Origin of the sequence: Sphingomonas sp. 7/4-4 (assembly GCF_027941955.1) — a bacterium.
Lineage (GTDB): Bacteria > Pseudomonadota > Alphaproteobacteria > Sphingomonadales > Sphingomonadaceae > Sphingomonas.
The window spans coordinates 1358121-1373352 of the sequence record NZ_CP115960.1 but is presented as its reverse complement, the minus strand read 5'-3'; the positions used below and the strand labels follow the sequence as shown (position 1 = coordinate 1373352).

At 64.3% G+C, this 15232-nt stretch carries 14 protein-coding genes, 1 tRNA gene and 3 pseudogenes; 8 read left to right on the top strand and 10 right to left on the bottom strand.

Annotation, left to right across the window (positions count from 1 at the left end; translation table 11 throughout):
* From PIB19_RS06965 to PIB19_RS06955, 3 genes and pseudogenes are all read right to left on the bottom strand, one after another.
* Positions 1-423: pseudogene (locus PIB19_RS06965) on the bottom strand (TolC family protein); the annotation flags it as partial.
* A gap of 288 nt (positions 424-711) precedes the next feature.
* Positions 712-4128, bottom strand: coding sequence for a BapA/Bap/LapF family large adhesin (locus PIB19_RS06960; RefSeq protein WP_271240206.1), 3417 nt, complete (start codon positions 4126-4128; stop codon positions 712-714).
* Between the two features lie 143 nt (positions 4129-4271).
* Positions 4272-4348: transfer RNA gene (locus tag PIB19_RS06955), tRNA-Arg, on the bottom strand.
* A 57-nt stretch (positions 4349-4405) separates the two neighbouring features.
* Between PIB19_RS06955 and PIB19_RS06950 the strand changes: the two genes are divergently transcribed.
* Genes PIB19_RS06950 through PIB19_RS06940 form a run of 3 tightly spaced genes read left to right on the top strand, consistent with a single transcriptional unit; the run spans position 4406 to position 6386 of the window.
* On the top strand, positions 4406-5155 hold the full coding sequence (locus PIB19_RS06950) for a queuosine precursor transporter (protein ID WP_271240205.1): 750 nt from the start codon (positions 4406-4408) through the stop codon (positions 5153-5155).
* Complete coding sequence (locus PIB19_RS06945; RefSeq protein WP_271240204.1) at positions 5155-5523, top strand: hypothetical protein; 369 nt, start codon at positions 5155-5157, stop codon at positions 5521-5523. The genes PIB19_RS06950 and PIB19_RS06945 overlap by 1 nt, the downstream gene beginning before the upstream one ends.
* A 35-nt stretch (positions 5524-5558) precedes the next feature.
* Positions 5559-6386: an alpha/beta hydrolase gene (locus PIB19_RS06940; RefSeq protein ID WP_271240203.1), complete on the top strand. Its 828-nt coding sequence runs from the start codon at positions 5559-5561 to the stop codon at positions 6384-6386.
* Positions 6387-6435: 49 nt separating this feature from the next.
* On the opposite strand, the gene PIB19_RS06935 is transcribed toward PIB19_RS06940, so the two are convergent.
* Positions 6436-7386 (bottom strand): NmrA/HSCARG family protein, encoded by a 951-nt coding sequence (locus PIB19_RS06935; protein WP_271240202.1) that lies wholly within the window; start codon positions 7384-7386, stop codon positions 6436-6438.
* A gap of 103 nt (positions 7387-7489) precedes the next feature.
* On the opposite strand from PIB19_RS06935, the pseudogene PIB19_RS23550 reads away from it, so the two are divergent.
* Positions 7490-7627: pseudogene (locus PIB19_RS23550) on the top strand (LysR family transcriptional regulator); the annotation flags it as partial.
* Here PIB19_RS23550 and PIB19_RS06930 read toward each other — a convergent pair.
* Entirely contained in the window at positions 7559-7795 is a 237-nt protein-coding gene (locus tag PIB19_RS06930) for a hypothetical protein (RefSeq protein ID WP_271241078.1), read from the bottom strand. The pseudogene PIB19_RS23550 and the gene PIB19_RS06930 sit on opposite strands and share 69 nt — an antisense overlap.
* Between PIB19_RS06930 and PIB19_RS06925 the strand changes: the two genes are divergently transcribed.
* Positions 7704-8402, top strand: a complete 699-nt coding sequence (locus PIB19_RS06925) for a substrate binding domain-containing protein (RefSeq protein WP_336297281.1) — start codon at positions 7704-7706, stop codon at positions 8400-8402. The two genes, PIB19_RS06930 and PIB19_RS06925, sit on opposite strands and share 92 nt — an antisense overlap.
* Before the next feature lie 29 nt (positions 8403-8431).
* Here the strand turns inward: PIB19_RS06925 and purQ are convergent, their stop codons facing one another.
* The 5 genes from purQ to PIB19_RS06900 all read right to left on the bottom strand — a co-directional run bounded on the left by purQ (position 8432) and on the right by PIB19_RS06900 (position 11665).
* On the bottom strand, positions 8432-9097 hold the full coding sequence (gene purQ / locus PIB19_RS06920; protein ID WP_271240200.1) for a phosphoribosylformylglycinamidine synthase subunit PurQ: 666 nt from the start codon (positions 9095-9097) through the stop codon (positions 8432-8434).
* Positions 9094-9324, bottom strand: a complete 231-nt coding sequence (gene purS / locus PIB19_RS06915; protein ID WP_271240199.1) for a phosphoribosylformylglycinamidine synthase subunit PurS — start codon at positions 9322-9324, stop codon at positions 9094-9096. The genes purQ and purS overlap by 4 nt, the downstream gene beginning before the upstream one ends.
* A gap of 191 nt (positions 9325-9515) precedes the next feature.
* Positions 9516-10295, bottom strand: coding sequence for a phosphoribosylaminoimidazolesuccinocarboxamide synthase (gene purC, locus PIB19_RS06910; protein ID WP_056613695.1), 780 nt, complete (start codon positions 10293-10295; stop codon positions 9516-9518).
* Between the two features lie 180 nt (positions 10296-10475).
* A complete protein-coding gene (locus PIB19_RS06905; RefSeq protein WP_271240198.1) occupies positions 10476-11390 on the bottom strand; it encodes a DUF4349 domain-containing protein in 915 nt (304 codons plus the stop codon).
* A 125-nt stretch (positions 11391-11515) separates the two neighbouring features.
* Positions 11516-11665, bottom strand: coding sequence for a hypothetical protein (locus tag PIB19_RS06900; protein WP_271240197.1), 150 nt, complete (start codon positions 11663-11665; stop codon positions 11516-11518).
* Positions 11666-11769: 104 nt separating this feature from the next.
* Between PIB19_RS06900 and PIB19_RS06895 the strand changes: the two genes are divergently transcribed.
* From PIB19_RS06895 to parC, 3 genes and pseudogenes are all read left to right on the top strand, one after another.
* Positions 11770-12441, top strand: a complete 672-nt coding sequence (locus tag PIB19_RS06895; RefSeq protein WP_271240196.1) for a LysR family transcriptional regulator — start codon at positions 11770-11772, stop codon at positions 12439-12441.
* Positions 12395-12667, top strand: a complete 273-nt coding sequence (locus tag PIB19_RS06890; protein WP_271240195.1) for a LysR substrate-binding domain-containing protein — start codon at positions 12395-12397, stop codon at positions 12665-12667. Before PIB19_RS06895 ends, PIB19_RS06890 begins: the two co-directional genes overlap by 47 nt.
* A gap of 217 nt (positions 12668-12884) precedes the next feature.
* Positions 12885-15124 (top strand): annotated as a pseudogene (parC, locus tag PIB19_RS06885) (DNA topoisomerase IV subunit A).
* Positions 15125-15232 lie beyond the last annotated feature (108 nt).

Sequence of the window (15232 nt, the reverse complement as noted above, 5' to 3'; positions counted from 1 at the left end):
CGTCGCCTCGGCGGCTTCTAGCCGGGCCTGGGCCTGAAGCGCGTCGGACTTGGTCGCGGCGCCGAGCTCGTAGCGCGCGCGCACCATCCGAGTGATTTCGCCGATCCGGGCCTGTTGCGCCACCGCGACGGTGCGCAGCACTGCGGCGCGCTGCATTTCGACGACGGCGTAACTGGTGTCGCGAAGAAGCGTGTCGATGGTGAGCAGCATTTCCGCATGCCCCGCGCGGGTTCCGGCACGGGCGGCATCGACATCGCTTTTCGTCTTGCCGAAGTCGAACAATGTCTGCGAGGCCCCGAACTGGGGACGCGGGCGCCAGCTGTCGCCGATCCGGCTGTCATAGCCGGCGCCGGCGCCGGCGGTGATCTGGGGGCCATAAGCGGCGCGCGCTACGTTGATGTCTTCGCTGCGCGCATTCAGCATGCCGGCCGCCTGGGTGACCGAAGGGTGCCAGGACACTGCTTCCAATGCAGCGCTCTCCAGCGTCACCTTCGTTTGCCGCTGCGCGGCGGCTCCAGCCGCCATCAGCACAAGCATGAGCGATGTAACCACGCATGTCGTCTTGCTGATATCATTGGATCGCGATGGCAAAACCATTCGTGCCGTTCCTCCTGACGACACAAAGGTTCACATATTCATCTTAACAGGGGTAAATCTATCCGTATACCATTAGTTATAGGTGTTCTTACTTAGTCTTATTTATAGTTGCGACTACGAAAAATCTGACAAATTTTGTCCAATCTTATTTATCTCATCATCAATCGAGAGATACTCCAATGGGTCAGAAGGCTCGCTCGACAAGATGGTATTTGTACCAATCTCCAAAACTTGAACGTCTGTTCCATTATCTGTCTCGGCGGGTGTATCGAGATAGCGATTGAGCACGTCCTCAAGTTCGCCCTGACCTTCGAACATCTCATAAGCAAGTGAATCCAGCCCGTTGGCCGGCACTTCTAGATTATTGGACGTCGCCTCGACCCCATCGAGCGGGATCACGTCGTGGCCGAAACCCTCGTCCTGCATGAATGTGGAGAACGCCAGGGCGGCGGGGCCATCCGCCGGCACGTCGATCGTGACCTCCAGTGTCGCGGTGGCGATTTGCCCGTTGGGCTGCACGATCTGGTACGTGAAGCTGTCCGTCAGATCAGTCGCCGAATAGGGCAGTGCCGGGTTCGGCTCGTAGACATAGTTGCCGGTCTCATCGACCGTCAGCGTGCCGTGGAGGCCGGTCACCACGAGCGGTGCATCGCCGACCTCGACAAAGCTGCCGCCACTTTCGACCCGTACGACCGCGAAGGCCGTGCCGGTGTTGTCGTTGTCGAGCAGATTGCCCTCGGCGGCAGTCGTGTCCTGCACTTCGAACTGGTCGAGATGCGTGACCGACTGTCCCACATAGACCGTCGTGTCGTACCCGGTGCCGAGTATGTTCGTGCTGGACACCGTGTAGGTGTACGTACCTGCCGGCAGATCTTCGAGCGTGAAGACGACGCCCGAGCCGAGCGGCAGGCCGGCTATCGCCGTCTGCGTGATCGTCCCGACGACAGCTCCGCCATCGTCCTGCACCGTGATCGTATAGGTCGGCAGGACCGACAGCAGACCGGTGCGGATCGCAGTGATCGTGACGTCGCCGGTCGCGTTCGGCTCGACGGTGAAGCTGTCCGATCCGCTGCGGGTGACCGGCAATACCACCGCGATGGGCGTGTTGAAGCTGAACTCCTGCGTCGGCGGAATTGTCGTGACCACATTCTCGAAGGTCACGGTGGCGATTCCGGCGTCATCGACCGCCAGCGGGGCGCCGGTGATGTCGTCGCTGCCGATCGAGATCGTCAGCGTCGCCGTCTCCAGCTCGCCGTCGCTCGGGTCGATGATGGTGTATTGGAAAACCTCCGTCTGCCCGATCACCGTCGTGCTGGCGCTCGGCGTATAGCTGTAGCTGCCGTCGAGATTGATCGTCAGCGTTCCATATTGCCCCGCAACGACCGTGCCGTCGGCGACTACCGCGGTGGTCGCGCCGTTGACGGTCACGCTCTGCACATGGGTGCCGGCGTCGACGATATCGACCTCGCCGCCCGGGCCGGGATCGGTGATGACGTTCCCGGTCGCGGTGCCGGGTGCGACGCCGCCGATTTCGGTGAAGTCCGAATCCGTGCCGGTGACATGGAGGCCGCCCAGCAACCCGATTCCCACGCCTTCGAAGGTGACGAAGGCGCGATACTGGCCAGGCCCGAGCGCTTCCTGGGCAACGAGATCGCCGTTCAGCAATCCGATATCGAGCAAGGTGCCGCTTCCGGGACCCTCGACCGCGACCCAGTTGGTCCCGTCGAAACGCTGGATCATCACGGAATAGCCGCTGAGCAATCCGATGCTGAGGGTGGCGTCGTACGTGAACACCGCGTCGAGCGTGTGACCGTCCTCGACCGTGAACTGGACGCTTGGCGTACCCAGCACCTGGGCCTGAAGGTCGAGCAGACCGACGGAGACTAAAGCAAGATAAGCGGCTGTTCCGTGGTCGACCGGTTGCGTGTCGGGCAACAGGTCCACGTTCACCGTGTCGTTGTTGTCGAAGGCGTCGATATCGGCGTCTGCGTCTGCGTCTGCGTCTGCGTCGGCGTCGGCATCCGCGTCTGCGTCTGCGTCGGCATCCGCATCAGCGTCGGCATCGGCATCGGCGTCGGCATCGGCATCGGCGTCGGCATCGGCATCGGCATCTGCGTCCGCATCGGCATCGGCGTCGGCGTCGGCATCCGCGTCTGCGTCTGCGTCTGCATCCGCATCCGCATCGGCGTCGGCATCGGCGTCTGCATCGGCGTCCGCATCGGCGTCAGCGTCGGCATCCGCGTCGGCGTCAGCGTCGGCATCGGCGTCGGCGTCCGCATCTGCGTCGGCATCTGCGTCGGCATCGGCGTCGGCATCGGCGTCCGCGTCGGCGTCAGCGTCGGCATCCGCGTCGGCGTCAGCGTCGGCATCCGCGTCGGCGTCAGCGTCGGCATCCGCGTCCGCGTCCGCGTCGGCATCCGCGTCGGCGTCAGCGTCAGCGTCGGCGTCCGCATCGGCGTCGGCGTCGGCGTCCGCATCGGCGTCAGCATCCGCGTCCGCGTCGGCATCGGCATCGGCATCGGCGTCGGCATCCGCATCGGCATCGGCGTCCGCATCCGCATCGGCGTCCGCGTCGGCGTCCGCATCGGCGTCGGCATCCGCATCCGCATCGGCATCCGCATCCGCATCGGCGTCAGCGTCGGCATCGGCATCGGCATCCGCGTCGGCGTCGGCGTCCGCATCGGCGTCCGCATCGGCGTCAGCATCCGCGTCCGCATCGGCGTCGGCATCCGCATCGGCGTCGGCATCCGCATCCGCATCGGCATCCGCATCCGCATCGGCGTCAGCGTCGGCATCGGCATCCGCGTCGGCGTCGGCATCCGCGTCGGCATCCGCGTCGGCGTCAGCGTCGGCGTCGGCGTCCGCATCGGCGTCGGCGTCGGCGTCCGCATCGGCGTCAGCATCCGCGTCCGCGTCGGCATCCGCATCCGCATCCGCATCGGCATCCGCATCGGCGTCAGCATCGGCATCGGCATCCGCATCAGCGTCGGCATCGGCGTCGGCATCCGCATCGGCGTCTGCATCGGCATCCGCGTCGGCATCCGCGTCGGCGTCAGCGTCGGCGTCGGCGTCCGCATCGGCGTCGGCGTCCGCGTCAGCATCGGAATCGTCGTCCGACAAAGCGAGAATTACTCCGCCCGTGACGATGCTGCCCACGCCGAGGAAGCCGAGCAGATCGGAGCTGATGCCGCCGCCCGAGTCGTTGTGGGCCGCGATCAACTCATCGATGTCGTTCAGGAGCGTGTATCGCGTCCCCGTCGGGCCGGTGTGGACGAGCCATTGCGCGCCATCATCCTCGAGCAGGACGAGTTCGCTGCCCAGGCCATGCTCGGCGGTGAAGAAATCGACGATCCGGATCTGCTCTCCGTCCTTCAGCCGGACGATGAGATCATTGCCCTGGCGTTCTACGCTGGCGACTTCGGAGCGTTCGAGGTGCAGGCGGACGACACTGGGTGTGTCGAGATCGAGCGTGGACGAGAAGGGGACATGGGTTACCTTGCCGGTGGTCCGATCGATTACTTCCACGTCCATACTTCACACCCTCACAAGCAGCTGAGCTGGTTCTGCGCAGGCAAAGTACAGTTGACAGCACATCTTGAAGGGATCGATTCCGAAAGCGGAATCGATTTCCGACTAAGGACCGGGCCGCCAGCACGCGACGAGGATGGAAGGATTGGCGCGCCCGGTTGGATTCGAACCAACGACCACAGGCTTAGAAGGCATGTGCTCTATCCAGCTGAGCTACGGGCGCGCGCGGGGCGCATCTAGCGCGGATTGCGCCGCGGCGGAACCGCCATATAGTCGCGGCATGACTCAGGGGGACAACGGACCGGCGCCGATCGCCGCGCGCGACATCGCCGGCGGGCATTTCCGCTATTTCGACTTCGTGATGGCGGCGTTCGTCACGATCCTTTTGCTCTCCAATGTGCTGGGGGCGGGCAAAGTCTCGCAGATCTGGCTGCCGCTCTACGATGATTACTGGCCGTTCGGCGCCGGCATCCTGTTCTTCCCCGTCTCCTACGTCATCGGCGACGTGCTGACCGAGGTCTATGGCTATGCCCGCGCGCGCCGGGTGATCTGGGCCGGGACCGTTGCGGTGCTGTTCATGGCGCTGATGTCATGGGTAGTGGTGGCACTGCCGCCCGCACCGAGCTGGGGCAATCAGGCGGCATATGAGACGATCTTCGGCCAGGTGCCGCGGATCGTGCTCGCCTCGGTCTGTGCCTTCTGGGCGGGCGAGTTCGTCAATTCCTATGTGCTCGCGCGGATGAAATTATGGACTCGCGGCCGGATGCTCTGGACACGCACGATCGGCTCGACGATCGCAGGGCAGGGGATCGACAGCCTGATCTTCTATCCGCTCGCCTTCCTGTGGGCCGAAGGCTGGACGACGCAGCTGGTGATCCAGGTGCTGTTCACCCAATGGGCGCTCAAGGTGGCATGGGAGGCGATCCTGACGCCGGTCACTTATGCCGTGGTCGGCTTCCTCAAGCGGCGCGAGGGCGTCGACGTCTATGACGAGGGGACCGACTTCACGCCCTTCGCCACCCGGGTCTGATGAGCCCGCTCCAGGCGAGCAAATTCTGGCTGATCCAGCATCTCGGCCTCGCCAAGGATGCGCTGCACGTCCATGTCGGGCTGTTGCTGTTCGTCGGCAGCGCGCTGATCTTCCGCTGGCCGATCCGCAGCTGGAAGCCCTGGGCAGTGGCGCTGGCGGGAGCGCTGATCGGCGAGGCATGGGACCTGCGCGACAGCGTGGTCTATCATCTGCGAGATCGAACTCTGGGGCAATTTCCACGACGTCTGGAACACCATGGTCTGGCCAAGCGCGCTGCTCCTCCTCGCGCGGACCACGCAATTATTTGGAAATACGGCACAAGCGCGCTGATGCAATCGTCGCACTTGCATGAAGATGCACATGCGTAACAATCTCGCCCCACCACGAGCGAGGGGAAATGACGATGGCGGCGACCGAAGCGACGTTCGAGGGAGTGGGTGGGCTCAACATCTTCTATCGGAGCTGGGAACCGGCCGGCGAACCGCGCGCGGTGGTGGTGATCTGCCACGGGGTCAATTCGCATGGCGGGCAATATCTCTGGGCGGCGGACCAGTTCGTCGCGAGCGGCTATGCGGTATTCGCGCTCGATCTGCGCGGCCGCGGGCGATCCGAAGGCGAACGCTTCTATGTCGAGGATGTCGCCGATTACGCCAGTGACGTCGGCGGCACCATTGCCATCGCGAGGGCGCGCTATCCCGGCCGCAAGCTGTTCCTGCTCGGGCACAGCGCGGGCGGCGTGACTTCGGCCTTCTACACGCTCGATCATCAGGACACGATCGACGGGTTCATCTGCGAGAGCTTCGCTTTCCAGGTGCCGGCGCCGGGCTTCGCGCTCGCCGCGATCAAGGGGCTCAGCCACATCGCGCCGCGGCTGGGCGTGCTCAAGCTGAAGAACGAGGATTTCTCACGCGATCCCGAATGGGTCGCGGCGCTGAACGCCGATCCCTATACCCAGAACGAGACTCAGCCCGCGGCGACGGTGGCGGCTCTGGTCCGCGCCGACGAGCGGCTGCGCGCGGAATTTCCAACGATCACGCTGCCATTGCTGATCCTGCACGGCACCGCCGACAAGGCGACGGTGTGCGAGGGCAGCGTGTTCTTCCATGAGACCGCCGGATCGGCCGACAAGACACTCAAGCTCTACAAGGATCATTATCACGACCTGCTCGCGGATCTGGGCAAGGAAGAAGTGATGGCGGACATCAGGACGTGGCTGGAGGCGCATCTGTAAGGCGGGCTGCGGCCGGGTAAGTTGACACGGGCCTTTGTGATCTCGCCAATCAAACGCCGAAGGATTGGGCCTGTCCTTGCCACCCGGTCGATCGCAGAAATTGCTCCCATGTGAGGCTGTTCGGATCTATTTTCCGACTCCACGCCAGATCACGATCCGGGCGATAATAGCCATATTCGGCCGCATATTCCGCCATCCCCAACAGTTCGCGCACAAAGAGTTCGTTTGCCGCAAAATCGGGGAAGTGATGGAGCAATCCCTCTCGTGTGTAAGCCGAACTATATGCGGCCTTCCGACCCGTAACGCGAGTGAACGTGGCAACCATTTCCCGGGGCGAGAGAATGTCGCCGACGATCGGCATGGACTTGCCTGCATATTTCTCCGGATGGGAGAATATCTCCAGGATCGCGGGCCCGGTTGCGCTCGTGGGATCGACGAAAGGCGCCCGGAAATCCTCTGGTAGATAGATCGGAAATATAAGAGTGTCCCCATCCATACGTGGAATATAGTATTCAAGCAGGTTGGTATAAAAGAAGGCAGGTATGATGAAGGTACTTTGTACAGGTAGTGTGCGGATATGATTCTCGATATTCGCTTTGTCGGTAAAATGTGGAGCGAATTTTTCTCCCTGCGTGATTTGATCGACGTTTTCCAGACTGCTGAAGACAAGATGCTGGACGCCCGCCTCAACGGCCGCATCGGCTAATTCCCTGCCAAGTGCGGCTTCATGGGTATCTGGCGGCGCGATAGGGGGCGTCATAAGGAACGCGCCGTGGGAGCCTTCGAAGGCCGTCACCATCGCCTGTTTTTGCCCCGGCTCCAGCGGCACGTTCATGAGTTCTGCGCCGTCATGCGCCAGCCTTCGCGCCTCCACCGAGTCCGTGCAGCGAGTCAGCGCCCGGACGCGATAATTCCCGCTTTCAAGCAAGGATCGCGCGGCACTGCGGCCTTGCTTACTCAATGCGCCGACGATGGTGATAAGGGGCTTGGTCGGCGACATTCACGTTCTCCGGTCCGGTGGTTGGCTTGTGGGTTGGCCGGAAAGCTATTCCTTGCGCGAGTTATTCGGTAGATAGCGGAAACGCATAGGATAGTTCCGATAAATGGATAAGTCGGCGATCACGTTGGAGAGGATGCGGAGCTTCGTCCGCGTTGCAGAACGCGGCAGCTTCTCAGCCGTGGCCCGCGAACAGGGCGTCGGCCAGGCGACCATCACCCGCCATATCACCGAGCTGGAGGGCGCGCTTGGCGTGACCCTTCTCAGTCGGACCACCCGGCGCGTCACGCTCACGGCCGAGGGTACGGATTACGTCGATAATGCGCGCACTATCCTGCATCTCGTGGACGAGGCCGCCGATGAGGTTCGCAGCGCGGGGATCGCCTGGAGGGAAAATTCGGATTTCCTGCACCGCCGCATTGGGGGTACGGCATGTCCAGCGGGCGTTGTTCGCGTTTCAGGATCAGCATCCAAATGTGAGCGTCGACCTCAGACTGTCCGACGTGCAAATCGATTTGGTTCGCGAGGCAGTGGATATCGCGATCAGATTGGGGCCGCTTGCCGACAGTTCCATGCAGCGCAGGCACATCGGCAATTCACGCCGGGTGCTCGTGGCTTCACGCGCCTATCTGGAAGAGCACGGACGCCCGCAGAGGCCGGATGATTTGCGGCACCATCAGACGATCTGCATGAGCAACATAGTCGGAAGCGATATGCTCGTTCTCCACCCGCAGGAGGGGCGGCCATGCTCGATACCGTTCGACGGTCGGCTGCTGGTTGATCACGGCCTCGCCGCCCGGGAAGCCTTGAGACAGGGGCGTGGCATCGCTCCCGCGCATGTCTGGTTGGTGGACGACCTTCTGCAGGCCGGGGCAATGGAGCAGGTATTACCAGACTACGCGCCAGAGCCGGTGCCGCTATCCATCCTCATCGTACCCGGCCGCGCGCGCATCAAGCGTATCCGCTCGCTGATCGATGCGATTAGCGCTGCCCTCAAGGCATTGCCCGGTATCGGGTAGTGGTATGTTCGCATCCGGCGACCGAACGCTCAAGCCACCGCTTCGAGCAGTCCCTCGAACAGGCGGCGGCCGTCGGTGCCGCCATGGGCGGCTTCGATACGGCGTTCAGGGTGGGGCATCATGCCGAGCACGTTGCCGCTCTTGTTCAGTAGCCCGGCGATGTTGCGTGCGGAGCCGTTGACGTCCTCGGCATAGCGGAAGGCGACGCGGCCTTCGGCTTCGAGGCGGTCGAGCGTCTCGGCATCGGCGAAATAATTGCCGTCGTGATGCGCGACGGGGACGGTGATCGTCTCGCCGCTCTGATAGGCGCTGGTGAAGATCGACTGGCTGTTGTCCACCGTCAGCGCGACGTTGCGGCAGACGAAGTTGAGCCCCGAATTGCGCATCAGCGCGCCGGGGAGCAGCCCGGTTTCGGTGAGGACCTGAAATCCGTTGCAGATGCCGATCACCGGCACGCCGCGCTCGGCGGCCTCGACCACCGCGCGGACCACCGGCGAACGCGCCGCGATCGCGCCGCAGCGCAGGTAATCGCCATAGGAAAAGCCGCCGGGCAGGGCGATCAGGCCGATGCCCGAAGGCAGTTCGCTCTCGCCGTGCCACACCATGTGCGGGGCGGTCCCGGTCACGTCTTCCAGCGCGGTCGCGATGTCGCGATCGCAGTTGGAGCCGGGGAAGACGATGACCGCGGTCTTCATTGCTTTTCGACCCGATAGTTCTCGATCACCGTGTTGGCGAGCAGCTTGCGGCACATCTCGTCGATGCTCTCGTCACTGGTGCCGTCGGCGACTTCGAGCTCGAAGATCTTGCCGGCGCGGACGTCTTCGACGCCGTTGAAACCGAGGCCGCCGAGCGCGTGCTGGATGGCCTTGCCCTGGGGGTCGAGGACGCCGTTCTTGAGCGTCACGATGATGCGGAGCTTCATGGCCGCGCCTATGGCGTCCCACGCGCCGCGCTGCAACCCGAAAGCGTGGTTTGTGCCCATGTGTGGGGCTCGGGGCCCGGCTCGGCGCTGCTAGAGCTTAAATCCGTCATCCCGGCCTTGAGCCGGGATCCCGCTTGAAACGACAGAAGCGGGACCCCGGGTCGAGCCCGGGGTGACGAAGATGGGGAAATCTACTTGCCGCGGCGCTTGCGATGGCTCTCGAGGTCGAGAACCGCCGAATCGGCGCCCTCGGGGAAGAGGCCGAGCCGGCGCGCGACTTCCTGATAGGCCTCGACTTCGCCGCCGAGATCGCGGCGGAAGCGATCCTTGTCGAGCTTTTCGTTGGTCGCCATGTCCCACAGGCGACAGCCGTCGGGGCTGATCTCGTCCGCAAGGATGATCCGGGCATAGTCATTGTCCCAGATGCGGCCGAATTCGAGCTTGAAGTCGACGAGGCGGATGCCGATCCCAGCGAACAGCCCAGAGAGGAAGTCGTTCACGCGGATCGCCATGTCGGCCATGTCGTGCAGTTCTTCCTGCGCCGCCCAGCCGAAGGCGAGGATGTGCTCGTCGGTGACCATCGGATCGCCGAGCGCGTCGTCCTTGAAATAATATTCGACGATCGTGCGCGGCAGCGGGGTGCCTTCCTCGATGCCGAGGCGCTTGGCGAGGCTGCCGGCGACGACGTTGCGCACCACGACCTCGATCGGGACGATCTCGACCTGGCGGATCAATTGCTCGCGCATGTTGAGGCGGCGGATGAAGTGGGTGGGGATGCCGATCCCGCCGAGCAGGGTGAAGACATGCTCGGAAATGCGGTTGTTGAGCACGCCCTTGCCGTTGATCGTGCCCTTTTTCTGCGCGTTGAACGCAGTGGCATCGTCCTTGAAATACTGGATCAGCGTGCCGGGCTCCGGACCCTCATAGAGGATCTTTGCCTTGCCTTCGTAGATCTGCCGGCGGCGTGCCATGTCGGCTCTTACCCCTGAAAAGCGTCGCCCCGGCGGCGCGGATAAGGACCGCACGACAGCCGGGGCTCTGGAAGGCTCGGGCCTATACTGGATGCAGTGTTGCGGTGCAATCACGCTTCGCCGGGCAGCGGCTGTGCCGGCACCGGACATTGGGCCCCGCGAAGCGTGCTTGCGGATCGTTCAGGCCTTGTCGATCGCGAGGCGCCGCTTGCGAAGGCCGCGGAGCGCGAACACCGGCAGGCCGATGAGGAGGAGCCACGGCAGCAGATAGATCGCCAGCGACAGGACGAAGCGCAGGCCGATCAGGAAGACAGCGCCCGAGCCCTGCGCTGCTTCGCCAAGCTGGGCGCCGACGCCCTGGGTCGTTGCCGAGGGGGCGATCGCGCCGTAGCGGATGTCGAATTCCGACATTGCGACGCGACCCTGCAGCTCGCTCAGCCAGCTTTTGGCCTGATCGAGTTCTTCCTGCGCCTGGGTGACGCCGCGCTCGGCGGCGAGCAGATCGGTGGGCGTGCCGTTGCGCGTCCGCAGCGCTTCGGTGAGCCGTGACACGAGCAATTCGCGCTGGCGGATGCGAGCCTCGGTATCGACGATCTGCTTCGAGACTTCGTCGGTAGCGATCTTGGCATTATCGGTGCGGCCGCCGGCTTCGGTGACGTCGTGCTCGAGCAATATCTGGAAGCGTCGGGCTTCGGACGCGGCGACGCGCAGCTTGAGCGACGCGTTGCTCGATTGCTCGTTGCCGATGCCGATGCCGCGCTCGAGCGCGAGCAATTGGCACCGTGCCGGGCCCATTTCCTCGCACAGATCGCGATGGGCGTCCTGCGTGGCGGCGATCTTGTCGCCGGGCAGCAGGTAGGTGAGTGCATAAGCGTAAGCGAGCTTGGGGATCGATACCGGCAGCTTAAGCGGGGCATCGGATTTCGCAGTGCCGGGGCGCGTGACCGCGGGACTTTCGGTCAGCGCGCGATCCGCCGCGGTCTCTTCCGGCGCGAACGCCGTGACGGTGGAACCCTGTTTGGTGGGGTCGGAGGTTTCAGAGGCAGAGCAGGCGGCGAGCGTCGCGGCTGCGGCGACGAGAGTGATAAAGCGCATGGGCATATCTCCTGCAACGAGGAGGATATGACATCACATGACTGGGAAAGCCGTCAAGCCACAATCTTGCCACATTTATGGCAAGATTGTGGCGAGGGAGTTCGGGATGCCCTGGAGCGGCGAAATCACGGACGCATGTACCGCCAGGGGGCGTCGTATTCGATGGCGTTCAGGCGCTTGAATACATGAGTCATGCTTTTGAAAAAGCGGCGGATTGCCGTGCTGAGATGGTGATGGTTGTCGGCCCAGGCGGCGCTTGCGTAATCGCGGTCCATGTCGGTTTCTCCTGTGCTGCTGGCCTCCTTCATCTGGGCCTTAATCGGAGTCGGCGCCAACAAATGGTTGGACTCAGGTGATAAGCAGGCCTTATGATAGCGCGATGCGCCGCCTTCCGCCTCTTTCCGCCGTCCGCGTGTTCGAAGCTGCCGCGCGCCACGGCAATTTCACCCGCGCCGCCGAGGAACTGGGCATGACACAGGCGGCAGTGAGCTATCAGGTGAAGCTGCTCGAGGAGCGACTGGGCGCGGCGCTGTTCCGCCGCGACAAGCGCCGCGTGGTGCTCACGGACGCAGGCACGCGTGCCGCGCCCCAGATTTCGCGCGCATTCGACGCGATCGACTCGGCCTTCGCCAATATCCGCGCCGAGGACGAGGCGCTGCTGGTCATCTCGACGTCGAACACCTTCGCCAACACCTGGCTCGCATGGCGGCTGGGCAGCTTCCAGATCGGCCATCCCGAAATGGCGGTGCGGCTGGAGACCAGCGATGCGTTGGTGGATCTCGAGGGCGGAGGCGCCGATTGTGCGATCCGGGCGGGGCGCGGCGGCTGGCCGGGTCTCGCCGCCGATCAGCTGATGGCGATCGACTTCACGCCGATGGTGAGCCCCGAATTCCTCGCGCGCCACGGCCCGCTGCAACCCGCCGACCTGCTGCGCCTGCAACTGATCAGCCCGCACGATCCGTGGTGGACGGTATGGCTGCGCGAGGCGGGCGTCGACGTACCCGATGGACCGCCGCGTCCCGGCGTTCGCCTCGATCTCGCAGGCGCATGAGGGACACGCCGCGATGGCCGCGCAGGGCGTGGCGATGCTCACGCCGTTCTTCTGGCGCAACGACCTCGCCGAGGGGCGGCTGGTGCGGCCGTTCGAGCAGGTCTCGACGCGCGGCTATGCCTATTGGTTCGCCGCTCCGGAGAGCCGCCGCAACGTTCCCAAGATCAAGCGCTTCCGCGAATGGCTGCTCGGCGAGATCGGACGCGAGCGGCCGGCACCGGTCTAGAACATTCGAGCGTGGCGGCCACCACTGGCGTTCACCCCGGACGTGTTCGGGGTCCCGGGAGGCATCGACAAGGAAAGAGGCCAGAGATCAGCCGGTGAGGCTGAGTGGACCCCGGAACAGGTCAGGGGTGACGGAAGAGAGAAGGTGTCGCTTCAGATTGATCTCGATCCCGTCCCGGCTTTGCGTGCCGCCCGGGGCCTGCTAGTCCGGGGCTACAATGAGCCTAGACACCGAAATTCTCGAACCCTCCGGTCCCACTGACGTCCCCTTCGATAGCGCGCTTTCCGAGCGCTATCTGGTCTATGCGCTGTCGACGATCACGGCGCGTTCGCTGCCCGATGTTCGCGACGGGCTGAAGCCGGTGCATCGCCGGCTGCTCTGGGCGATGCGGCTGCTCAAGCTCGATCCGGCGAGCGGCTACAAGAAGTGCGCGCGTGTCGTCGGCGACGTGATCGGCAAATACCATCCGCATGGCGATCAGTCGGTCTATGACGCGATGGTTCGCCTCGCCCAGACCTTTGCGCTCAGGTACCCGCTCGTCGACGGGCAGGGCAATTTCGGCAATATCGACGGTGATAACGCCGCGGCCTATCGCTACACCGAGGCGCGGCTGACTCAGGTCGCGATCGATTTGATGGCCGGGCTCGACGAGAATTCGGTCGATTTCCGTCTGACCTACAACGGCGAAGAGGAAGAGCCCGAGCTGTTCCCGGGGCTGTTCCCCAATCTGCTCGCCAATGGCGCCGCAGGTATCGCAGTGGGCATGGCCACCTCGATCCCGCCGCACAACGCCGCCGAGATCATGAACGCTGCGGTCGCGCTGATCGACAATCCGCAGGCGAACGTGCTCGATTATGTCAGCGGCCCCGATTTCCCGACTGGCGGCGTGGTCGTCGACAGCCCCGCGGCGATTGCCGAAAGCTATGCCACCGGGCGTGGCGGCTTCCGGGTGCGGGCGAAGATCGAGAAAGTCGTCGAGAAGGGCGGGGGCTGGCACCTGATCGTCTCCGAGATCCCGTACGGCGTCCAGAAGGGCAAATTGATCGAGGGGATCGCCGATCTCATCAACGAGAAGAAGCTGCCGATCCTCGGCGATGTGCGCGACGAATCGGCCGACGATGTCCGCATCGTGCTCGAGCCGCGTAGCCGCACCGTCGATGCTGATACGCTGATGGAGAGCCTCTATCGGCTTTCCGATCTCGAAGTGCGCGTCCCGCTCAACCTCAACGTGCTCGACAAGCATCGCACGCCGCGGGTGATGAGCCTGCATGAGGCGATCGCCGCCTGGATCGAGCACCAGTTCGTCGTACTGCGGCGGCGCTCCGAGCATCGGCTGAGCAAGATCGCCGACCGGCTGGAGCTGGTCGGGGGCTATATTATCGCCTTCCTCAACCTCGACCGGGTGATCGAGATCATCCGCGGCGAGGATGAGCCCAAGCCGGTGATGATGGCCGAATTCCAGCTCACCGATCGCCAGGCCGAGGCGATCCTCAATATGCGGCTGCGCTCGCTGCGCCGGCTGGAGGAGATGGAGCTGCGCCGCGAGCAGGAGGCACTGCAGAAGGAACAGGCCGAGCTGGAGCTTTTGCTCTCGTCCGACGCGCGCCAGCGCACGCGGATGAAGCGTGATCTCGGCAAGATGATCGAGCGCTATGGGCTCGAAACCCCGCTCGGCGCGCGCCGGACCGCGATCCGCGAGGCAGGCCCGACCCGCGAGATCCCGCTCGAGGCGATGATCGAGCGCGAGCCGATCACCGTGATCCTGTCGCAGCGCGGCTGGATTCGGGCGATGCGCGGGCATGTCGAGCTGGCGTCGGCCGAGACGCTGAAGTTCAAGGAAGGCGACGGCCCGCATTTCGCTTTCCACGCGCAGACCACCGACAAATTGCTGCTCGCCACCGACAATGGCCGTTTCTACACGTTGGGCGGCGACAAATTGCCCGGCGGGCGCGGCTTCGGCGAACCGGTGCGGCTGATGGTCGATCTGGAAGGCGAGCGGCAGATCATCGCGCTGCTGCCCGCGAGCGCCGCGGCGAAGCTGCTGGTGGCCGCGACTGACGGCCGTGGTTTCGTGGTCAACGCCGCCGATGTCGTCGCCGAGACGCGCAAGGGCAAGCAGGTGGTGACGCCGCGCGCCGGCGCACAGCTCAAGCTGGTCCGCCCGATCGCACCCGGCGACGATGCGGTGGCGGCGATCGGCGACAATCGGAAGATGCTGGTCTTCCCGCTTTCCGAAGTCGCCGAGCTGGCGCGCGGGCAGGGGTGCAGCTCCAGCGCTACCGCGACGGCGGGCTCTCCGACGCCAAGACCTTCCGCATGGAGGAGGGGCTGAGCTGGCCGATGGGCGGCGACAGCGGCCGTACGCGCAGTGAAACCGATCTGTCGGCCTGGCGCGCAGCCCGCGGCGCGGCGGGGCGAATGGCGCCCAACGGCTTCCCGCGCGACAACCGCTTCTAGAAGCGCGGGAAAAGCCGCTGGCTTCAGTCGGTCTTAACCAATTCCGGTTAGCCCCGCATCGCGATGGCGTTTGGTAAGCTCAAGCCAGTTTCGGCCGTGCCTGTGGAC

Bases quoted from the DNA above. Each gene is read 5' to 3' on its own strand.
- purQ (WP_271240200.1), bottom strand. From the start codon at position 9,097: ATGAAGACCGCGGTCATCGTCTTCCCCGGCTCCAACTGCGATCGCGAC.
- PIB19_RS06895 (WP_271240196.1), top strand. From the start codon at position 11,770: ATGCGCCGCCTTCCGCCTCTTTCCGCCGTCCGCGTGTTCGAAGCTGCC.
- PIB19_RS06940 (WP_271240203.1), top strand. From the start codon at position 5,559: ATGGCGGCGACCGAAGCGACGTTCGAGGGAGTGGGTGGGCTCAACATC.
- PIB19_RS06950 (WP_271240205.1), top strand. From the start codon at position 4,406: ATGACTCAGGGGGACAACGGACCGGCGCCGATCGCCGCGCGCGACATC.
- PIB19_RS06935 (WP_271240202.1), bottom strand. From the start codon at position 7,386: ATGTCGCCGACCAAGCCCCTTATCACCATCGTCGGCGCATTGAGTAAG.
- purS (WP_271240199.1), bottom strand. From the start codon at position 9,324: ATGAAGCTCCGCATCATCGTGACGCTCAAGAACGGCGTCCTCGACCCC.
- PIB19_RS06945 (WP_271240204.1), top strand. From the start codon at position 5,155: ATGAGCCCGCTCCAGGCGAGCAAATTCTGGCTGATCCAGCATCTCGGC.
- PIB19_RS06900 (WP_271240197.1), bottom strand. From the start codon at position 11,665: ATGGACCGCGATTACGCAAGCGCCGCCTGGGCCGACAACCATCACCAT.
- PIB19_RS06925 (WP_336297281.1), top strand. From the start codon at position 7,704: ATGCGCGCACTATCCTGCATCTCGTGGACGAGGCCGCCGATGAGGTTC.
- purC (WP_056613695.1), bottom strand. From the start codon at position 10,295: ATGGCACGCCGCCGGCAGATCTACGAAGGCAAGGCAAAGATCCTCTAT.
- PIB19_RS06905 (WP_271240198.1), bottom strand. From the start codon at position 11,390: ATGCGCTTTATCACTCTCGTCGCCGCAGCCGCGACGCTCGCCGCCTGC.
- PIB19_RS06960 (WP_271240206.1), bottom strand. From the start codon at position 4,128: ATGGACGTGGAAGTAATCGATCGGACCACCGGCAAGGTAACCCATGTC.
- PIB19_RS06890 (WP_271240195.1), top strand. From the start codon at position 12,395: ATGGACCGCCGCGTCCCGGCGTTCGCCTCGATCTCGCAGGCGCATGAG.